The organism is Streptomyces mutabilis (assembly GCF_046628145.1).
GTDB classification, from domain to species: domain Bacteria; phylum Actinomycetota; class Actinomycetes; order Streptomycetales; family Streptomycetaceae; genus Streptomyces; species Streptomyces mutabilis.
Map to the genome: position 1 here is coordinate 6,774,760 of NZ_CP176874.1, position 21,529 is coordinate 6,796,288.

A 21,529-nucleotide genomic window follows, 5' to 3' on the forward strand; every position below is an offset into this window, starting at 1 on the left:
GAGAGTGGAACCACCCGTGAGCAAGGACGCCGTCGCCACGGCACAGGCCGCCGACCCACAGGCGGCCGAACGACCCGCGGACGCGGGCGACGCCGGCTACAGCAAGGGCCTCAAGGCCCGCCACGTCAACATGATCGCCATCGGCGGCGCGATCGGCACCGGCCTCTTCCTCGGCGCCGGCGGGCGCCTGCGCGACGCCGGCCCGGCGCTCGCGATCGCCTACCTGGTCTGCGGCGTCTTCGCCTTCTTCGTGGTCCGGGCGCTCGGCGAGCTCGTGCTCTACCGGCCCTCCTCCGGGTCCTTCGTCTCGTACGCGCGCGAGTTCCTCGGCGAGAAGGGCGCCTATGTCGCCGGCTGGATGTACTTCCTGAACTGGTCGACCACCGGCATCGCGGACATCACCGCCATCGCGCTGTACACGCACTACTGGAGCATGTTCACGAGCATCCCCCAATGGGTGCTGGCGCTGATCGCCCTCGCGGTGGTCCTGGCCGTGAACCTCATCTCGGTGAAGATCTTCGGCGAGATGGAGTTCTGGTTCGCGATCATCAAGGTCGCCACACTGATCGGCTTCATGCTGATCGGCATCTTCCTGCTGGCCACCCAGCACGACGTGGGGGGCCAGACCCCCGGCATCGGCGTCATCGCCGACAACGGCGGCGTCGTCCCGCACGGTGTGATGCCGGTCGTCCTGGTGATGCAGGGCGTGATCTTCGCCTACGCGGCCCTGGAGCTGGTCGGCGTCGCCGCCGGCGAGACCGCCGAGCCGGAGAAGGTCGTCCCGCGCGCGGTGAACTCGATCATGTGGCGGGTCGCCCTGTTCTACGTCGGTTCGGTCGTCCTGCTGGCCCTGCTGCTGCCCAGCTCGCTCTACTCCGGCGACGAGAGCCCCTTCGTCACCGTCCTGTCCAAGATCGGTGTCCCGGCGGCCGGTGACGTGATGAACCTCGTGGTCCTCACCGCCGCCATGTCGTCCCTGAACTCCGGCCTGTACTCCACCGGCCGCATCCTGCGTTCCATGGCGATGGCGGGCTCCGCGCCCAAGTTCACCAGCGTGATGAGTCGCAGCCAGGTCCCCTACGGCGGCATCCTGCTGACCTGCGGCATCTGCGTCCTCGGCGTCGGCCTGAACTACCTGGTGCCGAGCCAGGCCTTCGAGATCGTGCTGAACGTCGCCTCCCTGGGCATCATCAGCACCTGGGTGATCATCATGATCTGCCACCTGGTCTTCGTGCGCCGGTCCCGGGCGGGCCTGGTGGCCCGGCCCCACTTCCGCCTGCCCGGCAGTCCGGTCACGGAGATCGCCACGATCGCCTTCCTGCTGGCCTGCCTCGGCATGATGTGGAACGACCCCGAGGTGGGCCGCAAGACCCTCCTGCTCATCCCCGTGCTCGCGGTCATGCTGGTCGCCGGCTGGTTCGGCGTCCGCCGCCGGGTGGCGCACAACGCCGAGCAGGAGCTGAGCCGCCTCACCAAGTAGCCGGGAAGCACCGGCCGTGGGCGCGGCCGACGCCCCAGGACCGTTGTCAGTGGCGGCCTCTACGGTGGCGTCATGTCGGAGATCAGGTATGTCCGGGGTGACGCCACCGTCCCGTCGGTCAAGGGCGTCAAGGTGATAGCCCACGTCTGCAACGACCTCGGCGGCTGGGGCAAGGGCTTCGTCCTGGCCCTGTCGCGCCGCTGGCCCCAGCCGGAGGCGGCCTACCGCGCCTGGCACCGTGACCGCGCGTCCAACGACTTCGGGCTCGGCGCGGTCCAGTTCGTCCAGGTCGAGCCGTACGTCTGGGTCGCCAACATGATCGGCCAGCGCGGCACGAGGACCGGCAGCAAGGGCGTGCCCGTGCGCTACGAGGCGATCGACACCGCGCTCGGCCGCCTCGCCGACAAGGCGGCCGAGCTGGACGCGTCGGTGCACATGCCCCGCATAGGCTGCGGGCTGGCCGGCGGCAAGTGGTCCCGGGTCGAGCCGCTGGTCACCGAGCGCCTCGCGCGGCGCGGTGTCCCCGTGACCGTCTACGACCACGGGGACGGCGCCTGAGCCCGGGTCCCGCCGGTCAGTGCGCGTGCACGTCGTTCGTCGCGGCGATCTTCCGCCACGACCGGGGCTGCGCGGGCGCGTCCGCCGCCTTCGCGAGCGAGGCCGCGCGCGCCGCCGGCGCGTCCGGCTTCGACGGCTGGAACAGCCAGGTGTCGAACAGCGCGGCCAGCGGCTCGCCGGACACCTCCTCGGCGTACCGGCGGAAGTCGGCGACCGACGCGTTGCCGTGGGCGTACTTCGCGGGCCAGCCCTTCAGGATCGCGAAGAAGTCCTCGTCCCCGACCTCGTTGCGCAGCGCGTGCACGGCCAGCGCGCCCCGGTCGTAGACCGCGATGTCGAACTGGTTCTCCGGCCCCGGGTCACCGGGGCGCACCGTCCAGAACGGGTCGTCGGCCGGGTGCGAGGCGTACGTGTAGTCGGCCAGCTCCTGCGCCGTGCCCTCGCCCTCGTGCTCGGACCACAGCCACTGGGCGTACCGCGCGAAGCCCTCGTTGATCCAGATGTCCTTCCATCCGCGCACGGACACCAGGTCGCCGTACCACTGGTGGGCCAGCTCGTGCACGACGACGGACACGTTGGAGCCGTTCGCGAACTGCCGAGGGCTGTAGAACGGCCGGGTCTGCGTCTCCAGCGCGTACCCGGTGTCCGTGTTCGGCACGTACCCGCCGAGCGCGTCGAACGGGTAGGGACCGAAGTACCCGGCCAGCCAGTCGGCGACCTCCCCGGTGCGTTCCAGACTGGCCCGCGCCGCGCCGTCGTTCGCGCCGAGGTCCTCGCTGTAGGCGTTGACGACCGGGATGCCGCTCTCGGTGGTGCCGGTGGTGAGGTCGAACCTGCCGACGGCCAGCGTGGCCAGGTAGGTGGCCTGCGGCTTGTCGGACCGCCAGTTCCAGCGGGTCCAGCCGAGCCGTGAGCTCTTCGACTGGAGCGTGCCGTTGGAGATGGCCTGGGTGCCGTCGGGCACCTGCACCGACACGTCGTAGGTGGCCTTGTCGAGGGGGTGGTCGTTGCTGGGGAACCACCACCAGGCGGCCTCCGGCTCGTTGGCGGCGACACCGCCGTCCGGGGTGCGGTGCCAGCTGGTGAAGCCGTACGCCTCCTTCGCGGACGGCACCCCGCTGTAGCGGACGACGACGGTGACCGGCGTGCCCTTGGGCAGCGGGCGCTTCGGGGTGATCTCCAGCTCGTGCTCGCCCGAGGTGGTGAACGACGCCTTCGTGCCGTTCACCCGCACCTCGCCGACGTCCAGCAGGAAGTCCAGGTTGAACCGCGACAGGTCCTCGGTGGTGCGGGCGAGGATCGTCGCCGTCCCTTCCAGCCGGTCCGAGTCCGGCCGGTACTTCAGGCGCAGGTCGTAGTGGGAGACGTCGTATCCGCCGTTGCCGTACGCCGGGTAGTAGGGGTCGCCGATGCCCGGAGCGCCGGGGGAGTGGGCCGCCGCCGACGCCGGGATCGCCAGCATGAACAGGGCGGCGCCCAGTGCGCCCGGCACGATGATTCTGCGGTGCACGCAAGCTCCAAGTCGTAGGGGCACGAAGTCTGTCCGCAGCCTATTCAGTCCCTGTGCGTGCCGTGGTGTCCACGGCCACGCCTGTCACACGATCGCCATTCGGCCGTCACGAGACCCGGGTTGCCCTCTTCTGTACGGCAGTTGACCTGTGTACCGTCCCGCGCATGCCGATACGCACGCGCTTCACGATCTGGAGACCGCTCGCGACGGCGGCCACGGCCGCACTCATGGCAACCCTCCTCACCCCCGTCGCGGCTGCGCACCCCGCAACCCCGCGGCAGAGCGAACCGGTCCACTCCTACGAGGACGCAGTCCGCGAGGCCGTCTGGGTGGACACCGGCTACGACGGGGACGGCGACGGCGAGGACGACCGCGTCGCCGTCGACATAGTCCGTCCCCGGGAACCCGCCGCCCAGGGCCGGAAGATCCCCGTCATCATGGACGCCAGCCCGTACTACTCCTGCTGCGGGCGCGGCAACGAGAGCCAGAAGAAGACGTACGACGCCGACGGGAACGTCGTCGGGATGCCGCTGTACTACGACAACTACTTCGTGCCGCGCGGCTACGCCTTCGTCGGAGTCGACCTGGCCGGCACCAACCGCTCCGACGGCTGCGTCGACGTCGGTGGCCGCTCCGACGTCCAGTCGGCCAAAGCCGTCGTCGACTGGCTCAACGGCCGCGCGAAGGCGTACACCACCCGCACCGGCGACGAGCGCGCCGACGCCGACTGGACCAACGGCAAGACGGGCATGATCGGCAAGAGCTGGGACGGCACCATCGCCAACGGCGTGGCCGCCACCGGCGTCGAGGGCCTGGAGACCATCGTCCCGATCGCCGCGATCTCCTCCTGGTACGACTACTACTTCAGCCAGGGCGCCCCGCTCTACGGCTCCGGCCCCGACTGGCTGTCCGACTACGTCAACAGCCCCGACGCCCGCGCCGAGTGCGACGCCGTCCAGCAGAAGCTCGTCGACGGCGCCCCGCGCACCGGCGACTGGACGAAGCTGTGGTCCGAGCGCGACTACGTGAAGGCCGCGAGCAAGGTGAAGGCGAGCGTCTTCCTGATCCACGGCATGCAGGACCTCAACGTCCGCATGCAGCACGTCGGTCCGTGGTGGGACGCCCTCGCGAAGAACGGCGTCGACCGCAAGATCTGGCTCTCCCAGACCGGCCACGTCGATCCCTTCGACTTCCGCCGCGCCGAGTGGGTCGACACCCTCCACCGCTGGTTCGACCACGAACTGCTCGGCTACGACAACGGCATCGACCGCGAACCGATGGCCGACATCGAACGCCACCCGGACCAGTGGGAGACCTCCCGGACCTGGCCCCCGCGCTCCACGTCCGCCACGACCCTGCGCCCCGCCGAAGGCACCCGGGACGGCGTCGGCACCCTCGGCCTGCGCCGCGACCACGGCACCGAGACCTTCACCGACGACCCGGCACTGAGCGAGACCGACTGGGCGGCGCACATCGACGAGCCGACGCCGGGCAAGGCCGGCTTCGTCACCCGCCCCCTCACCGGCGACCTGCGCCTGTCCGGCGCATCCGAGGTCACCGTCACCGCGCGCTCCAGCACCCCCACGGCCCACCTCTCCGCCGTACTCGTCGACCTCGGCCCCGCCACGATCCGCGACTACGCCGACCGCGGCGAGGGCGTCACCACCCGCACCGACCGCACCTGCTGGGGCCCGAGCACCCCGGGCGACTCCTCCTGCTACCTGGAAACGGCCGCGAAGAGCACCGACGTGGACTACACGGTCGTCAGCCGCGGCTGGGCCGACCTCGGCAACCACGCCTCCAAGTGGCGGGGCCGCCCGCTCACTCCGGGCAAGGCATACACCATCACCCTGGACCTGGCGGCCACCGACCACGTCGTCCCCGCCGGCCACCGCCTCGCGCTGATCGTCGCCGGCACCGACAAGGACCTCATCGACCCGCCCGCCGACACGCCGACGCTCACGCTGGACCTCTCCCGCACGTCGGCACGCGTACCGTTCGTCGGCGGTACCGCCGCGTTCGCCAAGGCCACCGCCGGTGCGGCCACCGCCGCCCCCGCACCCACGCCCCTCGACGGCGTGACCGCGCCGCACACCACGCACCGCGTCCCGAAGGGAGCCCGATGAACCACCTGCGCACCCTCACCGTGACCACCGCGGCAGCCACCGCGGCCCTCGCCGCGTCCCTCCTCACCGCCCCGGCCCACGCCGGCACCGCCCCCGAACCGCCCCGCACCGGCTTCGAGAAGACGCACGGCGCCCGCTGGACCACCCAGCCCGAGGAGCAGGCACTGCTGGCCGCCGCCGACCGGGCGAGCGACCGCGTCGCCGTCGACCGCATCGGCACCACGAAGCAGAACCGCCCCCTCCAGCTCGTGACCATCGGCAGGCCCACCGCCCCGAGCAAGGTGCTCCTCGTGTGCAGCCAGCACGGTGACGAGCCCTCCGGCCGCGAGGCCTGCCTGTCGACCGTCCGTGACCTGGCCTGGGCCGAGGACCGGCGGACCCGGAACTTCCTGGATCGCACCACCGTGCTGGTCCTGCCCACCGCCAACCCCGACGGCCGGGCCGCCGACACCCGCGGCAACAGCGACGGCGTGGACATCAACCGCGACCACCTCTCCCTGAAGACCGCCGAGGCACGCGCCCTGGCCGCCGTCGTCCGCGACCGGCGCCCCGACGTCCTCTACGACCTGCACGAGTACGGCGCCACGCCCCCGTACTACGACAAGGACCTCTTCGACCTCTGGCCCCGCAACCTCAACACGCACGCCGGGGTCCACGACGAGGCCCGCACCTTGTCCGGGGCGTACGTCCGCCCGGCTGCCGAGGACGCCGGCCACTCGACGGGGACGTACGGCATCTGGACCGACCCGGAGACCGGCGACCCGATCAAGCAGACCGCCGGCGACGGCCAGGAACGCATCCTGCGGAACATGTCCGGCGTGAAACACGCGGTCGGCCTGCTCATCGAGAGCCGTGTCGACGCGCTCACCGACGCCGAGCGCGCGGACGAGGCCCTGAACAACCGGCGCCGGGTGAACTCCCAGCTCGCCGCCCTCGACGGCATGTTCCGCTACGCGGACCAGCGGCGCGGCCGCGTCGAGTCGGCCACCGCGACCGCCCGGTGGTCCGGCCTGGCCGACACCGGTCCCGTGTACGTCGGCGGCGCGGACAACGACCCGGCCGGGCCCGACGAGGTGATCCAGGACCCGCCCTGCGGCTACCGGCTGACCGCTGCCCAGTACACGGACATTCGGGATGAACTGGCCCTGCACGGTGTACACGCGCGCTCGGCCGGGGAGGAGGGCGCCTACGTACCGCTGCGCCAGCCGCTGCGCGCCCTCGTGCCCTTGCTCCTCGACGAGCGGGCGACGTACCACCTGACGGTGGGTGAACCCGACACCCGCTGCTGAAGGGGTGAGTTCTGCGTCGCACGTGGTAAGGGCGTAGCGGAGGAGTATTTTCAGCCTCACCGACTTGAAAGGTGCCGCCTGTGACGCAGGACCGACCAAGCGACAAGGAACACCACGAAAGAGGCACGCTGCCGGGCTCGGAAGCGGGCCTGCCGGGCCAGGAGCACAAGCCGCGGACCGACCGCGTCGTCTTCGGCGTCACCGCCGTCCTGACCCTCGCCTTCGTCCTCTGGGGCGCCATCGGCACCGACTCGCTGGAAGACGCCTCCGGCACGATGCTCAGCGGCCTGATGCACAACGGCGGCTGGGCCTTCGTGCTGGCGGCCTCCGGGTTCGTCGTCTTCGCCCTCTGGCTCGCGGCCAGCCGCTACGGCCGCATCCACCTCGGCGCCGAGGGCGAGCAGCCCGAGTTCCGCACGGTGTCCTGGGTCGCCATGATGTTCAGCGCGGGCATGGGCATCGGTCTGATGTTCTGGGGCGTGAGCGAACCGCTGGCGCACTTCGACACCGCCCCGCCCGGCAGCAGCCCCGCCGACACCGGCGACCGCATGGCGACGGCCATGGCCACCACCCTGTTCCACTGGACGCTCCATCCGTGGGCGATCTACGCGGTGGTCGGCCTCGGCATCGCCTACAGCACCTTCCGCAGGCGTCGCAGGCAGACCATCAGCGCCGTGTTCACCCCGCTCATCGGCGAGAAGCACGCCAACGGCACCGGCGGCCGGGTCATCGACATCCTGGCGATCATCGCGACGGTCTTCGGCTCCGCGGCCTCCCTCGGGCTCGGCGCCCTCCAGATCGGCTCCGGCGTCGAGAAGCTCGACTGGATGGACAAGGTGAGCACCGGGCTGCTGGTCGGCATCATCGCGGTGCTCACCGTGGCGTTCGTGGCCTCCGCGATCTCCGGCGTCGAGAAGGGCATCCAGTGGCTGTCCAACACCAACATGGTGCTGGCCCTGCTCCTGGTCGTGTTCGTGTTCGTGGCCGGACCCACCATCCTCATCCTCGACCTGCTGCCGACCTCGGTCTTCACCTACCTCGGCGACCTGCCCGAAATGGCCGGCCGCACCGAGATCAGCGGCGGTGAGGGCGTCGCGGACTGGCTGAGCAGCTGGACCGTCTTCTACTGGGCGTGGTGGATCTCCTGGACACCCTTCGTGGGCATGTTCATCGCCCGCATCAGCCGGGGCCGGACCATCCGCCAGTTCATCGGCGGCGTCATCCTCGTCCCCAGCACGGTCAGCCTGATCTGGTTCGCGATCTTCGGCGGCTCGGCGATGCGGCTCCAGGAGCAGAACCGGCTCGGTGACGAGACGACTCCCGAGGGACGGCTCTTCGCCGTGCTCCAGGAGTACCCCATCGCCACCGTCACCAGCCTGCTGGTGATGATCCTCGTCGGTATCTTCTTCGTCTCGGGCGCCGACGCGGCCTCCATCGTGATGGGCACCCTCTCGCAGAAGGGCGCGCTGGAACCCAGCCGCTGGGCCGTCGTGTTCTGGGGTGTGGTCACGGGCGCGGTCGCCGCCATCATGCTCCTGGTCGGCAGCGGCGAAGGAGACGCGCTGACCGGACTGCAGAACCTCACGATCCTCGCGGCGGCGCCCTTCGTCATCGTGATGATCGGCATGTGCGTCGCCCTCATGCGCGACCTGCGCCGCGACCCGCTCATCGTGCGCGGCGAGATGGCCTCCGAAGCCGTCGAGATGGCCGTCATCGAGGGCCACAAGCGCTACGAGGGCGAGTTCGAGATCCGCATCGGACCGGGCGCCGGCCCGGACGTGGAGGGAGACCCGATCGGCAAGCACCACTGACCCACGCGGCCCCGGCCGGTGAACCGGGGACGGGGTACGGAAAGGGGCCGGCACGCACCGAAGTGCCGGCCCCTTCCCCGTGGGACACGTCGCGTCCGGTCGGCCGTCGCCCTCAGTACGTCGCGAGCCGGGCCGCCTCCCGCGCGCAGCCCCAGGCCACGGTGACGCCCCCGCCGCCGTGGCCGTAGTTGTGCACCAGCAGCCGCCCGTCCCGCAACTGCTCGCGCTCCAGTCGCACCGAGTCACGGGCGGGCCGCAGCCCCACGAGGTGGTCGAGCACCCGCGCCCCCGCGATCTCCGGCCGCAGCGCCGCACACCGCCGTACGATCGCCTCCGCGACCGCCGGGTCCGGCTCGGTCGACCAGGCGTCCTCCTCGGCCGTGCCGCCCAGCAGGAGCCGGCCCGGCTGCGGCAGGAAGTACGCCATCTCCCCGGACACCGGGTCGGTGGAGACCAACCAGGTGTCGACGCCGGGGTTCTCCACGACGACCAGCTGACCGCGCACCGGGCGCACCGACGGGTCCGGCACCAGCTCCCGGGCGCCCAGCCCCGTGCAGTTGACCACCACCGGCGCCTCGACCTTTTCGAGACGGTCCACCGCGCGGGTCTCCAGCACCCCGCCCGCCGCCGTGAACCGCTCCCGCAGCCACGACAGATGTGCCGGCATGTCGATGAGCGGCAGCCGCGCCCACAGCCCCGTCCCGCCGTACTCCTCGGCGGTCGCCGCGCGCAGTCCCGGCAGCCGGGCGGCGGCCCACGCGTCCACCTCGTCCAGGCCCGTCTCGCCCAGCACCCCTTCGACCATGCGTACGCCGCTCACCTCCGGCCGCGCCGCCAACTCCTCGTACACGTCCAGCGATTGCAGCGCCCACGCCCGTGCCAGCGCCGGCGGGTCGATGCGGTACGGCCACCAGAGGCCACCCGCTACCGCCGAGGTGGTCCGCTCGGCGGCCTCCCGCGTCCACAGCCGTACCCGCCTGCCGCTCTCGGCGAGAACGACGGCCGTCGTCAGCCCGACCACCCCGCCGCCGACCACGACGACTTCGTCACCCAGTTCGGTTTCCATCCGGGGACGTTAGCGGATCATGGCATGCCGTGCGCAGACCGGCTCCGCGCCGGGAATACTCACCGCATGGCAGCCGAGTACGCGACCTTCGGCCTGGCACCGGCGATGCGGGCGGGCGGGGTCCTCGCCGACGGTGACTATCAGGTCCACCGCGACTTCACGGACTTCATCGTCGACGGGCGCTCCCTGCTGTTCCGCCTGTCCGACCTCGACGCCGTCTCCCCGCTCGCCTCCGACGTGCCCCCCGCGATCTTCACCGCGCAGGTCCGCAGCCTGCTCCTGGAGACCGACGCACCCCTGCCCGGCGGCCGCTACGTCATCTACGGCTGCCCCGAGTGCGCGGACCTCGCCTGCGGCGCGGTGACCGCCGTGATCCTCAGGGACGGCGACGACTTCGTCTGGCGGGACTTCGCCTGGCAGACGGGCGAACAGGCCGACCTGGAGTTCAACGGCTACCACGGCATCGGCCCGTACCGCTTCCCCGGCGCCGAGTACCGGGCCGCCCTCGCCGCCCTGCTCGACGGCGACCGCACCGCGCGCACCCCGCGCCGGGTCCTGCTCATCGGCGCCCGCGTCGCCCTGCTCGCCAGGCTCGCCGCCGCGCTGCGCACCATCGGCATCGGCGCCGACATCACCCAGGACGCCGGTGCCGTACCGGCCGACGAGCTGCGGGCCTACGGCGCGGTCGCCTTCGGTTCCGCGGTCGGCGACGAGCAGCGGGCGGCCGTGCGCCGTGCCTTCGCGGACGCGGGGGTGGACGTGCCCCACGTCGACGGCCTCGCCCCGATCGTCCCGCTCCTCGTCGCCCAGATCGAACACGCCCTGGACGACGGCCCGGCCGGCCGGCGCCGGCTGACCCGCCTGTCGGCGACCGGCGCCGCCGCGGACGTCGAGGTCACCTCGCCCTGCCGGGTGCGGCTCACCGCGTACCGTCTCGACCGCCTCCACCGCACCCGCACCCACGAGGTCTTCGACGGCGTCCTCGACCCGGGCGTCCACCGCGTCGCCCTGGACGCCGGGACGGTGAAGGGGGAGTCCTACCTGGTGGCGCGAGCCCCGGGAAGCGTGCTGGTGACGGCGGTGACCCACGGGAAACCAGGCTGAGAGGGCGCCGGACCGCCGCTAGGATCGACGGTCTGATGACTGCCACCCTCGTCGCCAAGAACCTCGCCGCCGGCCACGGCGACCGCTCCCTGTTCACCGGACTCGACCTCGTCGTGGCCCCCGGCGACGTGATCGGTCTCGTCGGAGCCAACGGCGCGGGCAAGTCCACCCTGCTGCGGATGTTCGCCGGGCTGACCGCGCCGGAAGAGGGCGAGCTGCGCCTGTCCCCGCCCACCGCCACCGTCGGCCACCTCCCGCAGGAGCCGGAACGCCGGCCCGGCGAGACCGTCCGGGCCTTCCTGGCCCGCCGCACCGGCGTCACCGAGGCCCAGCGGGCCATGGACGAGGCCACCCAGGCCCTGGTCGACGCCGCGCCCGGCGCCGACGACGCCTACGCCACGAGCCTGGAGCGCTGGCTGGCCCTCGGCGGAGCCGACCTCGACGAACGCGCCGAGGAGACCGCCGACGCCCTGGGCCTGACGGTCGGCCTCGACCAGCCCATGACGTCGCTCTCCGGCGGCCAGGCCGCCCGCGTCGGCCTCGCCTCCCTGCTCCTGTCCCGCTACGACGTCTTCCTGCTCGACGAGCCGACCAACGACCTCGACCTGGACGGCCTGGAACGCCTCGAACGCTTCGTCACCGGTCTGCGTGCCGGCACCGTCGTCGTCAGCCACGACCGCGAGTTCCTCACCCGCACCGTCACCAAGGTCCTCGAACTCGACCTCGCCCAGCGGCAGATCAACCTCTACGGCGGCGGCTACCAGGGCTACCTGGAGGAACGCGAGGTGGCCCGCCGGCACGCCCGCGACGAGTACGAGGAGTACGCCGACAAGCGGGCCGCCCTCCAGGACCGGGCCCAGACGCAGCGCGCCTGGATGGACAAGGGCGTCAAGAACGCCCGGCGCAAGGCGGGCAACGACAACGACAAGATCGGCCGCAAGTTCCGCAGCGAGGCCAGCGAGAAGCAGGCTGCCAAGGCCCGCCAGACCCAGCGCATGATCGAGCGCCTCGAGGTCGTCGAGGAGCCGCGCAAGGAGTGGGAACTGCGCATGGAGATCGCGTCGGCGCCCCGCTCCGGTGCCGTGGTCGCCACCCTGCGCGACGCCGAGGTCAGGCGGGGCGACTTCGTCCTCGGCCCGGTGTCCCTCCAGATCGACTGGGCGGACCGGGTCGCGGTGACGGGAGCCAACGGCGCGGGCAAGTCCACGCTGCTCGGCGCCCTCCTGGGCCGCGTGCCGCTCGACGCCGGGCACGCCGCGCTCGGCTCCGGCGTCCTGCTGGGCGAGGTCGACCAGGCCCGCGAGCTGTTCCACGGGCCCGAGCTGCTGCTGGACGCCTTCCGCGCCGCCGTCCCCGACACGGAACCGGCGGACCTCCGCACCCTGCTGGCCAAGTTCGGTCTGAAGGCGCACCACGTCACGCGCCCCGCCTCGACCCTCTCACCGGGCGAACGCACCAGGGCGGCCCTCGCCCTCCTCCAGGGCCGAGGCGTCAACCTCCTGGTCCTCGACGAGCCGACCAACCACCTCGACCTCCCGGCCATCGAACAACTCGAATCGGCCCTGGACGCCTACGAGGGCACCCTTCTCCTGATCACCCACGACCGCCGCATGCTGGACGCGGTGAGGGTGACTCGCCGCCTGGAGGTAACGGACGGGAAGGTCGTGGAGCGCACCTAGGAGGCGTCGTCCGGAACTTCGTGGATCAGGCACCGGCCTCGGATGCCGGGGCCCCTCCCGAGCCAGTCGTGCCTCCCCGAGTGCCTGAACGGCCTGGAAGGTGCCCCGAGGGGCGGCACGGGTGGGGGCGGTGCGCAGCCCCGCAAACGCCGGGCTGCGCACCGCCCCCCGCCCACTCCTCCGGGCGCCTACGCCAACCCGGCCCGCCGCAATGCGTCAGCCATCGCCCCGTTCGACGGCGCAGGGGCGGCCGAACCGCGTCCCTTCCCGCCGCCGGCACCCCCGGACCGCTGCTGCCGCTGCCGAGGCGGCTTACCTCCCCGCTCCCGCTGAGGAGCCCCCTGCGCAGCGGCCTCGTCGTCCAAGCGCAGCGTCAGCGAGATCCGCTTCCGCGGAATGTCGACGTCCAGCACCTTCACCTTCACGATGTCCCCGGGCTTCACCACATCCCGCGGATCCTTCACGAACGTCTTGGACATCGCCGACACGTGCACCAGCCCGTCCTGGTGCACACCGACGTCCACGAACGCCCCGAAGGCGGCCACGTTCGTGACGACCCCCTCCAGCACCATCCCGGACGACAGGTCGGAGATCTTCTCCACGCCCTCCTTAAAGGTGGCCGTCTTGAAGGCAGGCCGCGGGTCGCGCCCCGGTTTCTCCAGCTCCCGCAGGATGTCCGAGACCGTCGGCAGACCGAACGTCTCGTCCACGAAGTCCGCCGGCTTCAGCGACCGCAGCACGGACGTGTTGCCGATCAGCCCGGCCACCTCCTGCCCGGCGGTCTTCACCATCCTGCGCACCACGGGGTACGCCTCGGGGTGCACGCTGGAGGCGTCCAGCGGGTCGCTGCCGCCCCGGATCCGCAGGAAGCCCGCGCACTGCTCGTACGCCTTGGGGCCGAGCCGCGACACCTTCTTCAGCTCGGTCCGCGACGTGAACGGCCCGTTGGCGTCCCGGTGCGCGACGATGTTCTCGGCGAGCCCGGAGGTGATGCCGGACACGCGGGCGAGCAGCGGCGCCGACGCGGTGTTGACGTCCACGCCCACGCCGTTCACACAGTCCTCGACCACCGCGTCCAGCGAGCGGGACAGCTTCACCTCGGACAGGTCGTGCTGGTACTGGCCCACGCCGATCGACTTCGGGTCGATCTTCACCAGCTCGGCCAGCGGGTCCTGGAGCCGGCGGGCGATCGACACCGCGCCGCGCAGCGAGACGTCCATGTCCGGCAGCTCCTGCGAGGCGAAGGCGGAGGCCGAGTACACGGAGGCACCCGCCTCGGACACCATCACCTTGGTCAGCTTCAGCTCCGGGTGCTTCGCGATGAGCTCTCCGGCGAGCTTGTCGGTCTCGCGGGACGCCGTGCCGTTGCCGATCGCGATCAGCTCGACCGCGTGCTCCTTCGCGAGCCGCGCCAGCTTGGCGATCGCCTCGTCCCAGCGGTTGGCGGGGACGTGCGGGTGGATCACGTCGGTGGCCACGACCTTGCCGGTCGCGTCGATCACGGCGACCTTCACGCCGGTACGGAAGCCCGGGTCCAGGCCGAGCGTCGCGCGGGTGCCCGCCGGGGCGGCCAGCAGCAGGTCGCGCAGGTTCGCGGCGAAGACGTTCACCGCCTCGTCCTCGGCGGCCGTGCGCAGGCGCAGCCTCAGGTCGATGCCGAGGTGCACCAGGATGCGGGTGCGCCAGGCCCAGCGGACCGTGTCCTTCAGCCACTTGTCGCCGGGCCGGCCGCGGTCGGCGATCCCGAAGCGGCTCGCGACGATCCCCTCGTACGAGGACGGGCCGTCGGTGGCCTCCTCGGGCTCCAGGACGAGGTCGAGCACGCCCTCCTTCTCGCCCCGCAGCATGGCGAGGACGCGGTGCGAGGGCAGCTCGGTGAACGGCTCGGCGAAGTCGAAGTAGTCGGCGAACTTGGCGCCGGCCTCCTCCTTGCCCTCCTTCACCTTGGCGGCGAGCCGTCCGCGACCCCACATCCGCTCGCGCAGCTCGCCGATCAGGTCGGCGTCCTCCGAGAACTTCTCGGTGAGGATCGAGCGGGCACCGTCGAGGGCCGCCTGCGGATCGGCCACGCCCTTGTCCGCGTCCACGAAAGCGGCGGCCGCGGCCAACGGGTCCACCGTCGGGTCGGCGAGCAGGCCCTCGGCCAGCGGTTCGAGACCCGCCTCGCGCGCGATCTGCGCCTTCGTCCGCCGCTTCGGCTTGAACGGCAGGTAGATGTCCTCCAGGCGGGCCTTTGTCTCGGCCGTCCGGATGCGCGCCTCCAGCTCCTCGGTGAGCTTGCCCTGCTCGCGCACCGAGTCGAGGATCGCCGTGCGCCGCTCCTCCAGCTCCCGCAGATAACGCAGCCGTTCCTCGAGCGTGCGCAGCTGCGCGTCGTCGAGCATCTCGGTCGCTTCCTTGCGGTAGCGGGCGATGAAGGGCACCGTCGAGCCGCCGTCGAGCAGCTCCACCGCGGCCTTCACCTGCCGCTCCCGCACGCCGAGTTCCTCGGCGATCCTGCCTTCGATGGACCTCACGTCGCTGGACGCGCTGGACCCGGGTGTCGTCACGATCCCGTACCGCCTTCTCACTGAGGTTGCGCGGCAATTGTGGCAGGTGGCACCGACAATCGGGGATCAGGGCGGCACCCGGGCCCGTCGCGGCCGGGTCGCACCGCGGCCGGTGTCACACCCTGCGGCCGCGGCCGGCGGACGAGGCGCCGCCGAAGAGCCGGGCCAGGGCCCGGAAGGGAAGCGTCACCACGGTGGCGATGGCGCCACCGATCTGGCGCAGTACGTCTGCGATGGCACGGAACACGAAAAGCCCCTCTCGTCTCCCCGGCCCCTCCGGCCGGGAGAGTACGGGTACCTCCTCATCGGCGCGGCATGCCCGCAGGCGGCCCGAGATCCGCGACACGCGACGTGAGACCGGTGACCCGCGACGCGCGAACCCCCGCTCAGCGCTTGCCGAGCAGATCCGCGGGGAAGGCGCCCGCGCCGAGTGCCGTACGGGCGAAGGCCGTCGCGATCTCCGTGAGGCGCGCCACGCCGTCCGGTCCCAGGTGCGCGTAGGGGGCCGCGTCGAGCCGGTCCGTCTCCCGCTCGATCCCGTCGCGCAGCGCCACCCCGCGCTCGGTCAGCTCTCCGGCGTCGTCGACGAGCCCGCGCCCGCGCAGCCGGTCGGTCGCCGCTTCCCATTCCTCCCGGTTCCAGCCGCGGGTACTGAAGATCCACTTCGGTGTCATGCCCTTGCCGGTCGCGGTGTGCGTCACCAGCGCCTCGAGACCGTCGAGCTCCGCCGCCGCCAGCGCCGCGAGGTGGCCGTCGCCCCGGTGCTCGCGCAGCAGGGTCGCCGCGTGCCACAACGCCAGGTGCGGTGCCTCGGGCACGGGCAGGTCGGCGTGGGCCGAGTACAGCGGGCGCGCGCTGCGCGAGCAGCCCTCGGCGGCGCGCAGCGCCAGGCCGGCCGCCTCCGACATTTCCGGGGACCCCAGGGCCTCCTCGCCCAGCAGGCGGCGCAGGGTCGAGTCGACGGCACGCGCGCGTGCCGCCAGCGCCTGCGCGGGGGTGACGGTCTCCCACACGGCGGGCACGTGCCGGGCGACGAGATCGTGCTTGTAGTTGTAGAACGTCGCCGTCACCGTGCCGGCGCCGACCGGACCCAGCGCGGCGGCGCGCACCGCGAAGTTGACCGCCCGGGGGTCGGTGACCCCGAGAGCGCCCAGTTCCCGGCCCGTGTCGGGTGAGAAGTAGTGCGTCGAATGCAGTGAGTTGAGCGCGTTGTGGCAGCGGCGGCCGGCGCGTGCGTCGATGGCGGCAGTGGTCATGCCCGGCACGTTACCAACCGCTCAGTATGTCCTCCAGGGTCGCGTTCTCCGTCCGTATGCGGCATGGCAGGAAAGGTGGGGTGCTCGTCATTGCGGCCGTCCGGTGCCGGGCGAAGAATCGACGCCATGGCGCAGCGAACCGTCCTGGTCGTCCTCTTCGACGACGTCCAGAGCCTCGATGTCACCGGCCCCGTGGAGGTCTTCGCCGGAGCGGAGAAGCACACGCCGGGGACGTACCGCATCCGTACGGCCTCGCTGGACGGCGCGCCCGTGCGCACGTCCAGCGGTCTGACCGTCGTACCGGACCAGGCCCTCACCTCGGCCTCGGAGGACCCGGACACCCTGATCGTCCCGGGTGGTCAGGGCACCCGGCGCCCCGACCGGCACCTGGTCGAATGGCTGCGCGGGCACGGCCCTCGCGCCCGGCGCCTGGTCTCCGTGTGCACGGGAGCGATCCTGCTCGCCCGGGCGGGGCTGCTGGACGGCCGCCGCGCGACCACCCACTGGGCGTACTCGGACCGGCTCGCCCGCGACCACCCGGCCGTGGACGTCGACCCCGACCCGATCTACATCCGCGACGGCCACGTCGCCACGTCCGCCGGTGTCACCTCCGGCATCGACCTCGCCCTCGCCCTGATCGAGGAGGACTTGGGCCGGGACGCGGCCCTGACCGTCGCCCGCCACCTCGTGGTGTTCCTGCGCCGGCCCGGCAACCAGGCCCAGTTCAGCGCACAGCTGGCCGCACAGACCGCACGGCGCGAGCCCCTGCGCGAGGTCCAGCAGTGGATCACCGAGCATCCCGGGGCCGACCTGAGCGTCGAGTCGCTCGCCGCCCGTGCCGGCTTCTCGCCCCGCCACTTCGCCCGGTCCTTCCAGGCGGAGACCGGCACGACACCGGGCCGCTACGTCGACCGGGTCCGGCTGGAACACGCCCGCCGGCTGCTGGAGGACACCGGGGACGGCATCGAGGAGGTCTCCCGCGTCAGCGGCTACGGCACGCCGGAGGCCATGCGGCGCGCCTTCGTCAGAAGCCTCGGAGCCTCACCGGCCGAGTACCGCCGCCGCTTCCGCCCGGCGCCCGTCCAGTGAGTCCCCTTGCCACCACGACACCGACCGGAAGGAAACCCGTGCAGATCGCCGTCGTCCTCTTCGACCGCTTCACCGCGCTGGACGCCGTGGGCCCGTACGAGACCCTCGGCAGGCTCCCGGACGCGGAGACCGTCTTCGTCGCCGAACAGGCGGGCCCGGTGCGCACCGACACCGGGAACCTCGCGCTCACCGCCGACCGGACCCTGGCCGACGTACCGGCCCCGGACATCGTCGTCGTCCCCGGCGGTCCCGGCCAGAGCCCGCAGATGGAGAACGAGACCCTGCTGGACTGGCTGCGCACCGCCGACGCCACCAGCACCTGGACGACCTCCGTGTGCACCGGCTCCCTGCTGCTCGCCGCCGCGGGACTCCTGGAGGGCCGCCGCGCCACCTCGCACTGGCTGGCCCTGGACTTCCTCGAGCGGTTCGGCGCCGAACCGACCGGGGAACGGGTGGTCACCGACGGCAAGTACGTCACCGCGGCCGGCGTCTCCTCCGGCATCGACATGGGCCTGACCCTGCTCGGCCGGATCGCCGGCGACGACCACGCGCGGGCGGTCCAGCTGCTGACCGAGTACGATCCGCAGCCGCCCTACGACGCGGGCTCGCCCGACAAGGCTCCCGCGCACCTCGTCGAGGAGTTCCGGAGCGGGAGCCGGTTCATCCTGACGTAGGCGCGTTCCCCGGCACGTCCCAGCCGAAGCTCGGCTGTCTGCGCTCCAGGAAGGCGGCGACCCCCTCCGCGAGGTCGCCGCTGCCGCGTGCCTGCGCTGTCCAGTACGCGTCACGGTCGGTACGCCCGTCCGCGAACTCCTTCGCCGCGGCCTGGGTCAGCCGCGACCGGGACGCGAGAACACGGGCGAACTCCGCCACCCGCTCGCCGAGTTTCCCCTCCGGCAGCACCTCGTCGACCAGGCCGGTGCGCAACGCACGCCGGGCGTCGATCAACTCTCCGGAGAACAGAAGGTACTTGGCGGCGGACGGTCCGGTCAGGCCGACCAGCCGCCGGGTCGAGGACGCCGGATAGACGACCCCGAGCTTGGCCGGAGTCACCCCGAACAGCGCCGACTCCTCGGCGAACCGCAGGTCGCAGGCCACCGCCAACTGCGCCCCGCCGCCCACGCAGTGACCGCGGACCGCCGCCAGCGTCGGCTTGGGGAAGGCCGCCATGGCCTCCTCGGCGCGCACCGCGAGCCCCTGCGCCTCCTCCGCGGACTCCCGCAAAGTCGAGATGTCGGCCCCCGCGCAGAACGTGCCGCCCTCACCGGTGAGCACCAGCGCCCGCACCGCCGGGTCGCCGGCCAGGGCGTCGAGCAGCGGCGGCAGCGCCCGCCACATCGCCGCCGTCATGGCGTTGCGCTTGGCCGGGTGGTGGACGACGACGGTCGCGACCGAGTCGGCGACCCGGTGGCGCAGCTGGGGCTCCATGGGCCGGATGCTATCCGCCGACCCGTTGGGTTCGTACGGGCGGTAGGAGCGGGACAGGAACGGTCCCACAACTGACCGTGTCATACGCCAACGGTCAGAACCGTTCGATACCAGCTGACTTGTGTTCAGACATCCGGAACGGAGCGACGCGTTACCAACACTCAGGGGTGTGGTCACAATCGAGCCCAGGGGTGGCGACCGGACGATGGACGAGACCGGGCCCGCCGGGCCGCTGCCGTACGAAGGCGTCTGGCGGTTCACCGCCCCCGCCGTGGAGGCGTCGGTCCCGCAGGCGCGGCACGCCGTGCGGGACCTGCTGGTGCGCCAGGGCGTGCCGGTCTCCGACGACGTGACGCAGGGACTGCTGCTGATCGTCTCGGAGCTGGTCACGAACGCCGTCCGGCACGCGGCGGTGCTGTCGCCGGTGCTCGCCGTGGAGGTCGCCGTCGGCCCCGAGTGGGTGCGGGTGTCCGTGGAGGACAGCCACCCCTACCGCCCGACCGCACTGGAGGCCGACCACGGGCAGACGGGCGGGCGCGGGCTGCTGCTGGTCCGGGAGATCACCCGGGAGGCGGGCGGAGCCTGCGACGTGGCCCACACGCCGAGCGGCGGCAAGGTGATCTGGGTCGCCCTGCCGCTCAAGCACGCCCTGCGGTAGGGCCGCTCACCACCCGGCCGACGGGCCCGTCAGCTCCCGGACGGCGGGCCGGGCCGCGTCCAGCACCGTCATGAACCACGCCGAGAAGGTGTCCTTCGCGTGCCGCTCGGCCAGCTCGGCCGGGTCCACGAAGGCCGTCTCGGCCACCTCCTCCGGGTCGGGCCGCGGCCCGGCCTGCACCAGGCCGACGAAGAGGTGGTTGTACTCCTGCTCCACCAGCCCGGAGGCCGGGTCGGGGTGGTTGTAGCGCACCGTGCCCGCCTCGGCGAGCAGCGAGGGGGAGACGCCCAGCTCCTCGTACGTCCGCCGGGCCGCCGCCGCGAACGGCGCCTCACCGGGGTAGGGGTGACCGCAGCAGGTGTTGGACCACACACCGGGGGAGTGGTACTTGCCCAGCGCCCGCTGCTGGAGCAGCAGCCGGCCCCGCTCGTCGAAGAGGAACACGGAGAAGGCGCGGTGCAGCCGTCCCGGCGGCTGGTGCGCGGAGAGCTTCTCCGCGGTGCCGATCGTCACACCGTGCTCGTCGACCAGTTCCAGCAAGATCGCGTCCGCGGTGCCGTTCGACGAACTGTGCGTCTCGGTGGCAGGAGTGATCGGCATACCCATCCTTCAACTCGGTCCTCGCGCCCCAAGTGTGCCGTACGAATCCGGCACTCTCGGCACTTCCCGGCACTCCGCATGTCCCGCGCGGCGGGCGGGTGGCGGTCTGACCGGTCGGACGCCGAGGAGGGGCCCGAGGGTTGATCATTCCCGGCGGCGCGGTCCGGGAACCGTCGGGAACGTGTCCCGGAAGGGTGGGGCGGAGGACGGGAGGCGCTCGGGCGGCGGGCGGCCGCACTCCACGGCGCGCACCCCCTGTGCGGGCGCCCCCTGGTCCCGCTCACCGGGGCCGGGCGGGTTCAGTGGCACAACCTGGCCTCGTGCTCCGCGTGCCCGCCGGGCTCCAGCTGGAAGGTGCAGTGCTCCACGTCGAAGTGGTCGCCCAGGCAGCCCTGCAACTCGTGCAGCATCTTCTCGTGGCCGATCGCGCTCAGCACCTCGCCGCTGACCACCACGTGCGCCGACAGCACCGGCATGCCCGAGGTGATAGTCCAGGCGTGCAGGTCGTGCACGTCCTCGACGCCGTCCAGCGCCAGTATGTGGGCGCGCACCTCGGCGATGTCGACGTCCTTGGGCGCGGCCTCCAGCAGCACGTCCAGCGTCTCGCGCAGCAGCCGTACCGTGCGCGGCACGATCATCAGGCCGATGACCAGCGAGGCGATCGGGTCGGCCGCCTGCCAGCCGGTGGCCAGGATCACCAGCGCGGAGACGATCACGGTCAGCGAGCCCAGCGCGTCGGCCGCCACCTCCAGGAAGGCGCCGCGCACGTTGAGGCTCTCCTTCTGCCCCCGCATCAGCAGGGTGAGCGACACCATGTTGGCGACCAGGCCGATCACGCCGAAGACGACGGCCAGCCCGCCGTCGGTACCGGCGGGCGTGACGAACCGCTCGACCGCCTCGAACAGGATGTAACCCCCGACCCCGAGCAGCAGCAGACAGTTGGCCAGGGCGGCCAGGATCTCCGCGCGGGCGTACCCGAAGGTCCGCCGGTCGCTCGGCGGCCGGTTGGCGAAGTGGATGGCCAGCAGCGCCATGCCGAGGCCCAGCGCGTCGGTGGCCATGTGCGCCGCGTCGGCGACCAGGGCGAGCGAGTCGGCGAGCAGGCCGCCGACGATCTGGACGACCATGACGAAGACGGTGATCGCCAGCGCCACCCGGAGCCTGCCCCGGTACGCGGCGCTCGCCGTCCCGCCGCCGCGCGCCCCGTGCGCGTGGCCGTGATCGTGCCCAGCCCCCATGGGAAGCCGCCTCTCCGTGTCGGTCGTCCGGCGTCGGACCACAGTGAACTACGGGTAGGGGGTATCGGGCAACGCGGCACTGAACACC

General features: G+C 72.2%; 18 protein-coding genes. 10 read left to right on the forward strand and 8 right to left on the reverse strand.

From position 1 onward, the window contains the following. The first annotated feature begins 16 nt into the window (after window positions 1-16). Window positions 17-1,480, forward strand: a complete 1,464-nt coding sequence (locus tag ACLIN4_RS30280; RefSeq protein WP_107477163.1) for an amino acid permease — start codon at window positions 17-19, stop codon at window positions 1,478-1,480. 72 nt (window positions 1,481-1,552) lie between these two features. Further along, window positions 1,553-2,038, forward strand: a complete 486-nt coding sequence (locus tag ACLIN4_RS30285; RefSeq protein WP_289907649.1) for a macro domain-containing protein — start codon at window positions 1,553-1,555, stop codon at window positions 2,036-2,038. 16 nt (window positions 2,039-2,054) lie between these two features. On the opposite strand, the gene ACLIN4_RS30290 is transcribed toward ACLIN4_RS30285, so the two are convergent. Beyond that, window positions 2,055-3,548, reverse strand: coding sequence for a M1 family metallopeptidase (locus tag ACLIN4_RS30290; protein WP_289907650.1), 1,494 nt, complete (start codon window positions 3,546-3,548; stop codon window positions 2,055-2,057). A gap of 164 nt (window positions 3,549-3,712) precedes the next feature. Between ACLIN4_RS30290 and ACLIN4_RS30295 the strand changes: the two genes are divergently transcribed. From ACLIN4_RS30295 to ACLIN4_RS30305, 3 genes are all read left to right on the forward strand, one after another. Next, window positions 3,713-5,674 (forward strand): Xaa-Pro dipeptidyl-peptidase, encoded by a 1,962-nt coding sequence (locus ACLIN4_RS30295; RefSeq protein WP_307651781.1) that lies wholly within the window; start codon window positions 3,713-3,715, stop codon window positions 5,672-5,674. Beyond that, a complete protein-coding gene (locus ACLIN4_RS30300; RefSeq protein ID WP_290013063.1) occupies window positions 5,671-6,963 on the forward strand; it encodes a M14 family metallopeptidase in 1,293 nt (430 codons plus the stop codon). Before ACLIN4_RS30295 ends, ACLIN4_RS30300 begins: the two co-directional genes overlap by 4 nt. An 80-nt stretch (window positions 6,964-7,043) precedes the next feature. Beyond that, window positions 7,044-8,774, forward strand: coding sequence for a BCCT family transporter (locus ACLIN4_RS30305; protein ID WP_107477167.1), 1,731 nt, complete (start codon window positions 7,044-7,046; stop codon window positions 8,772-8,774). A gap of 112 nt (window positions 8,775-8,886) precedes the next feature. On the opposite strand, the gene ACLIN4_RS30310 is transcribed toward ACLIN4_RS30305, so the two are convergent. Further along, the gene (locus ACLIN4_RS30310; RefSeq protein ID WP_411576444.1) at window positions 8,887-9,840 is read right to left on the reverse strand and encodes an FAD-dependent oxidoreductase; all 954 of its coding nucleotides are present in this window, start codon (window positions 9,838-9,840) and stop codon (window positions 8,887-8,889) included. A gap of 66 nt (window positions 9,841-9,906) precedes the next feature. On the opposite strand from ACLIN4_RS30310, the gene ACLIN4_RS30315 reads away from it, so the two are divergent. Continuing rightward, window positions 9,907-10,944, forward strand: coding sequence for an oxidoreductase (locus ACLIN4_RS30315; protein ID WP_290013065.1), 1,038 nt, complete (start codon window positions 9,907-9,909; stop codon window positions 10,942-10,944). A gap of 35 nt (window positions 10,945-10,979) precedes the next feature. Then, window positions 10,980-12,623 carry an ABC-F family ATP-binding cassette domain-containing protein gene (locus ACLIN4_RS30320; RefSeq protein ID WP_289907655.1) on the forward strand — a complete coding sequence of 548 codons (1,644 nt, stop codon included), beginning with the start codon at window positions 10,980-10,982 and terminating at the stop codon, window positions 12,621-12,623. Between the two features lie 188 nt (window positions 12,624-12,811). Here ACLIN4_RS30320 and ACLIN4_RS30325 read toward each other — a convergent pair whose 3' ends face one another. The 3 genes from ACLIN4_RS30325 to ACLIN4_RS30335 all read right to left on the reverse strand — a co-directional run bounded on the left by ACLIN4_RS30325 (window position 12,812) and on the right by ACLIN4_RS30335 (window position 16,428). Further along, a complete protein-coding gene (locus ACLIN4_RS30325) occupies window positions 12,812-15,172 on the reverse strand; it encodes a Tex family protein (RefSeq protein WP_107477171.1) in 2,361 nt (786 codons plus the stop codon). 115 nt (window positions 15,173-15,287) lie between these two features. Then, entirely contained in the window at window positions 15,288-15,419 is a 132-nt protein-coding gene (locus ACLIN4_RS30330) for an LPFR motif small protein (RefSeq protein WP_257101505.1), read from the reverse strand. Between the two features lie 139 nt (window positions 15,420-15,558). Then, window positions 15,559-16,428 carry an SCO6745 family protein gene (locus ACLIN4_RS30335; RefSeq protein WP_289907657.1) on the reverse strand — a complete coding sequence of 290 codons (870 nt, stop codon included), beginning with the start codon at window positions 16,426-16,428 and terminating at the stop codon, window positions 15,559-15,561. Window positions 16,429-16,554: 126 nt separating this feature from the next. On the opposite strand from ACLIN4_RS30335, the gene ACLIN4_RS30340 reads away from it, so the two are divergent. Then, complete coding sequence (locus ACLIN4_RS30340) at window positions 16,555-17,517, forward strand: GlxA family transcriptional regulator (protein ID WP_289907658.1); 963 nt, start codon at window positions 16,555-16,557, stop codon at window positions 17,515-17,517. Between the two features lie 38 nt (window positions 17,518-17,555). Beyond that, window positions 17,556-18,191, forward strand: coding sequence for a DJ-1/PfpI family protein (locus tag ACLIN4_RS30345; protein WP_289907659.1), 636 nt, complete (start codon window positions 17,556-17,558; stop codon window positions 18,189-18,191). Here ACLIN4_RS30345 and ACLIN4_RS30350 read toward each other — a convergent pair. Further along, window positions 18,178-18,945, reverse strand: a complete 768-nt coding sequence (locus tag ACLIN4_RS30350; RefSeq protein WP_107477175.1) for an enoyl-CoA hydratase/isomerase family protein — start codon at window positions 18,943-18,945, stop codon at window positions 18,178-18,180. The genes ACLIN4_RS30345 and ACLIN4_RS30350 overlap by 14 nt on opposite strands. Window positions 18,946-19,150: 205 nt before the next feature. On the opposite strand from ACLIN4_RS30350, the gene ACLIN4_RS30355 reads away from it, so the two are divergent. Then, window positions 19,151-19,603, forward strand: coding sequence for an ATP-binding protein (locus ACLIN4_RS30355; protein WP_100048379.1), 453 nt, complete (start codon window positions 19,151-19,153; stop codon window positions 19,601-19,603). A gap of 6 nt (window positions 19,604-19,609) precedes the next feature. Here the strand turns inward: ACLIN4_RS30355 and idi are convergent, their stop codons facing one another. Both idi and ACLIN4_RS30365 read right to left on the reverse strand, forming a co-directional pair. Then, a complete protein-coding gene (idi, locus tag ACLIN4_RS30360) occupies window positions 19,610-20,203 on the reverse strand; it encodes an isopentenyl-diphosphate Delta-isomerase (protein WP_043377593.1) in 594 nt (197 codons plus the stop codon). A 299-nt stretch (window positions 20,204-20,502) separates the two neighbouring features. Then, a complete protein-coding gene (locus tag ACLIN4_RS30365) occupies window positions 20,503-21,441 on the reverse strand; it encodes a cation diffusion facilitator family transporter (RefSeq protein ID WP_100048380.1) in 939 nt (312 codons plus the stop codon). Window positions 21,442-21,529 lie beyond the last annotated feature (88 nt).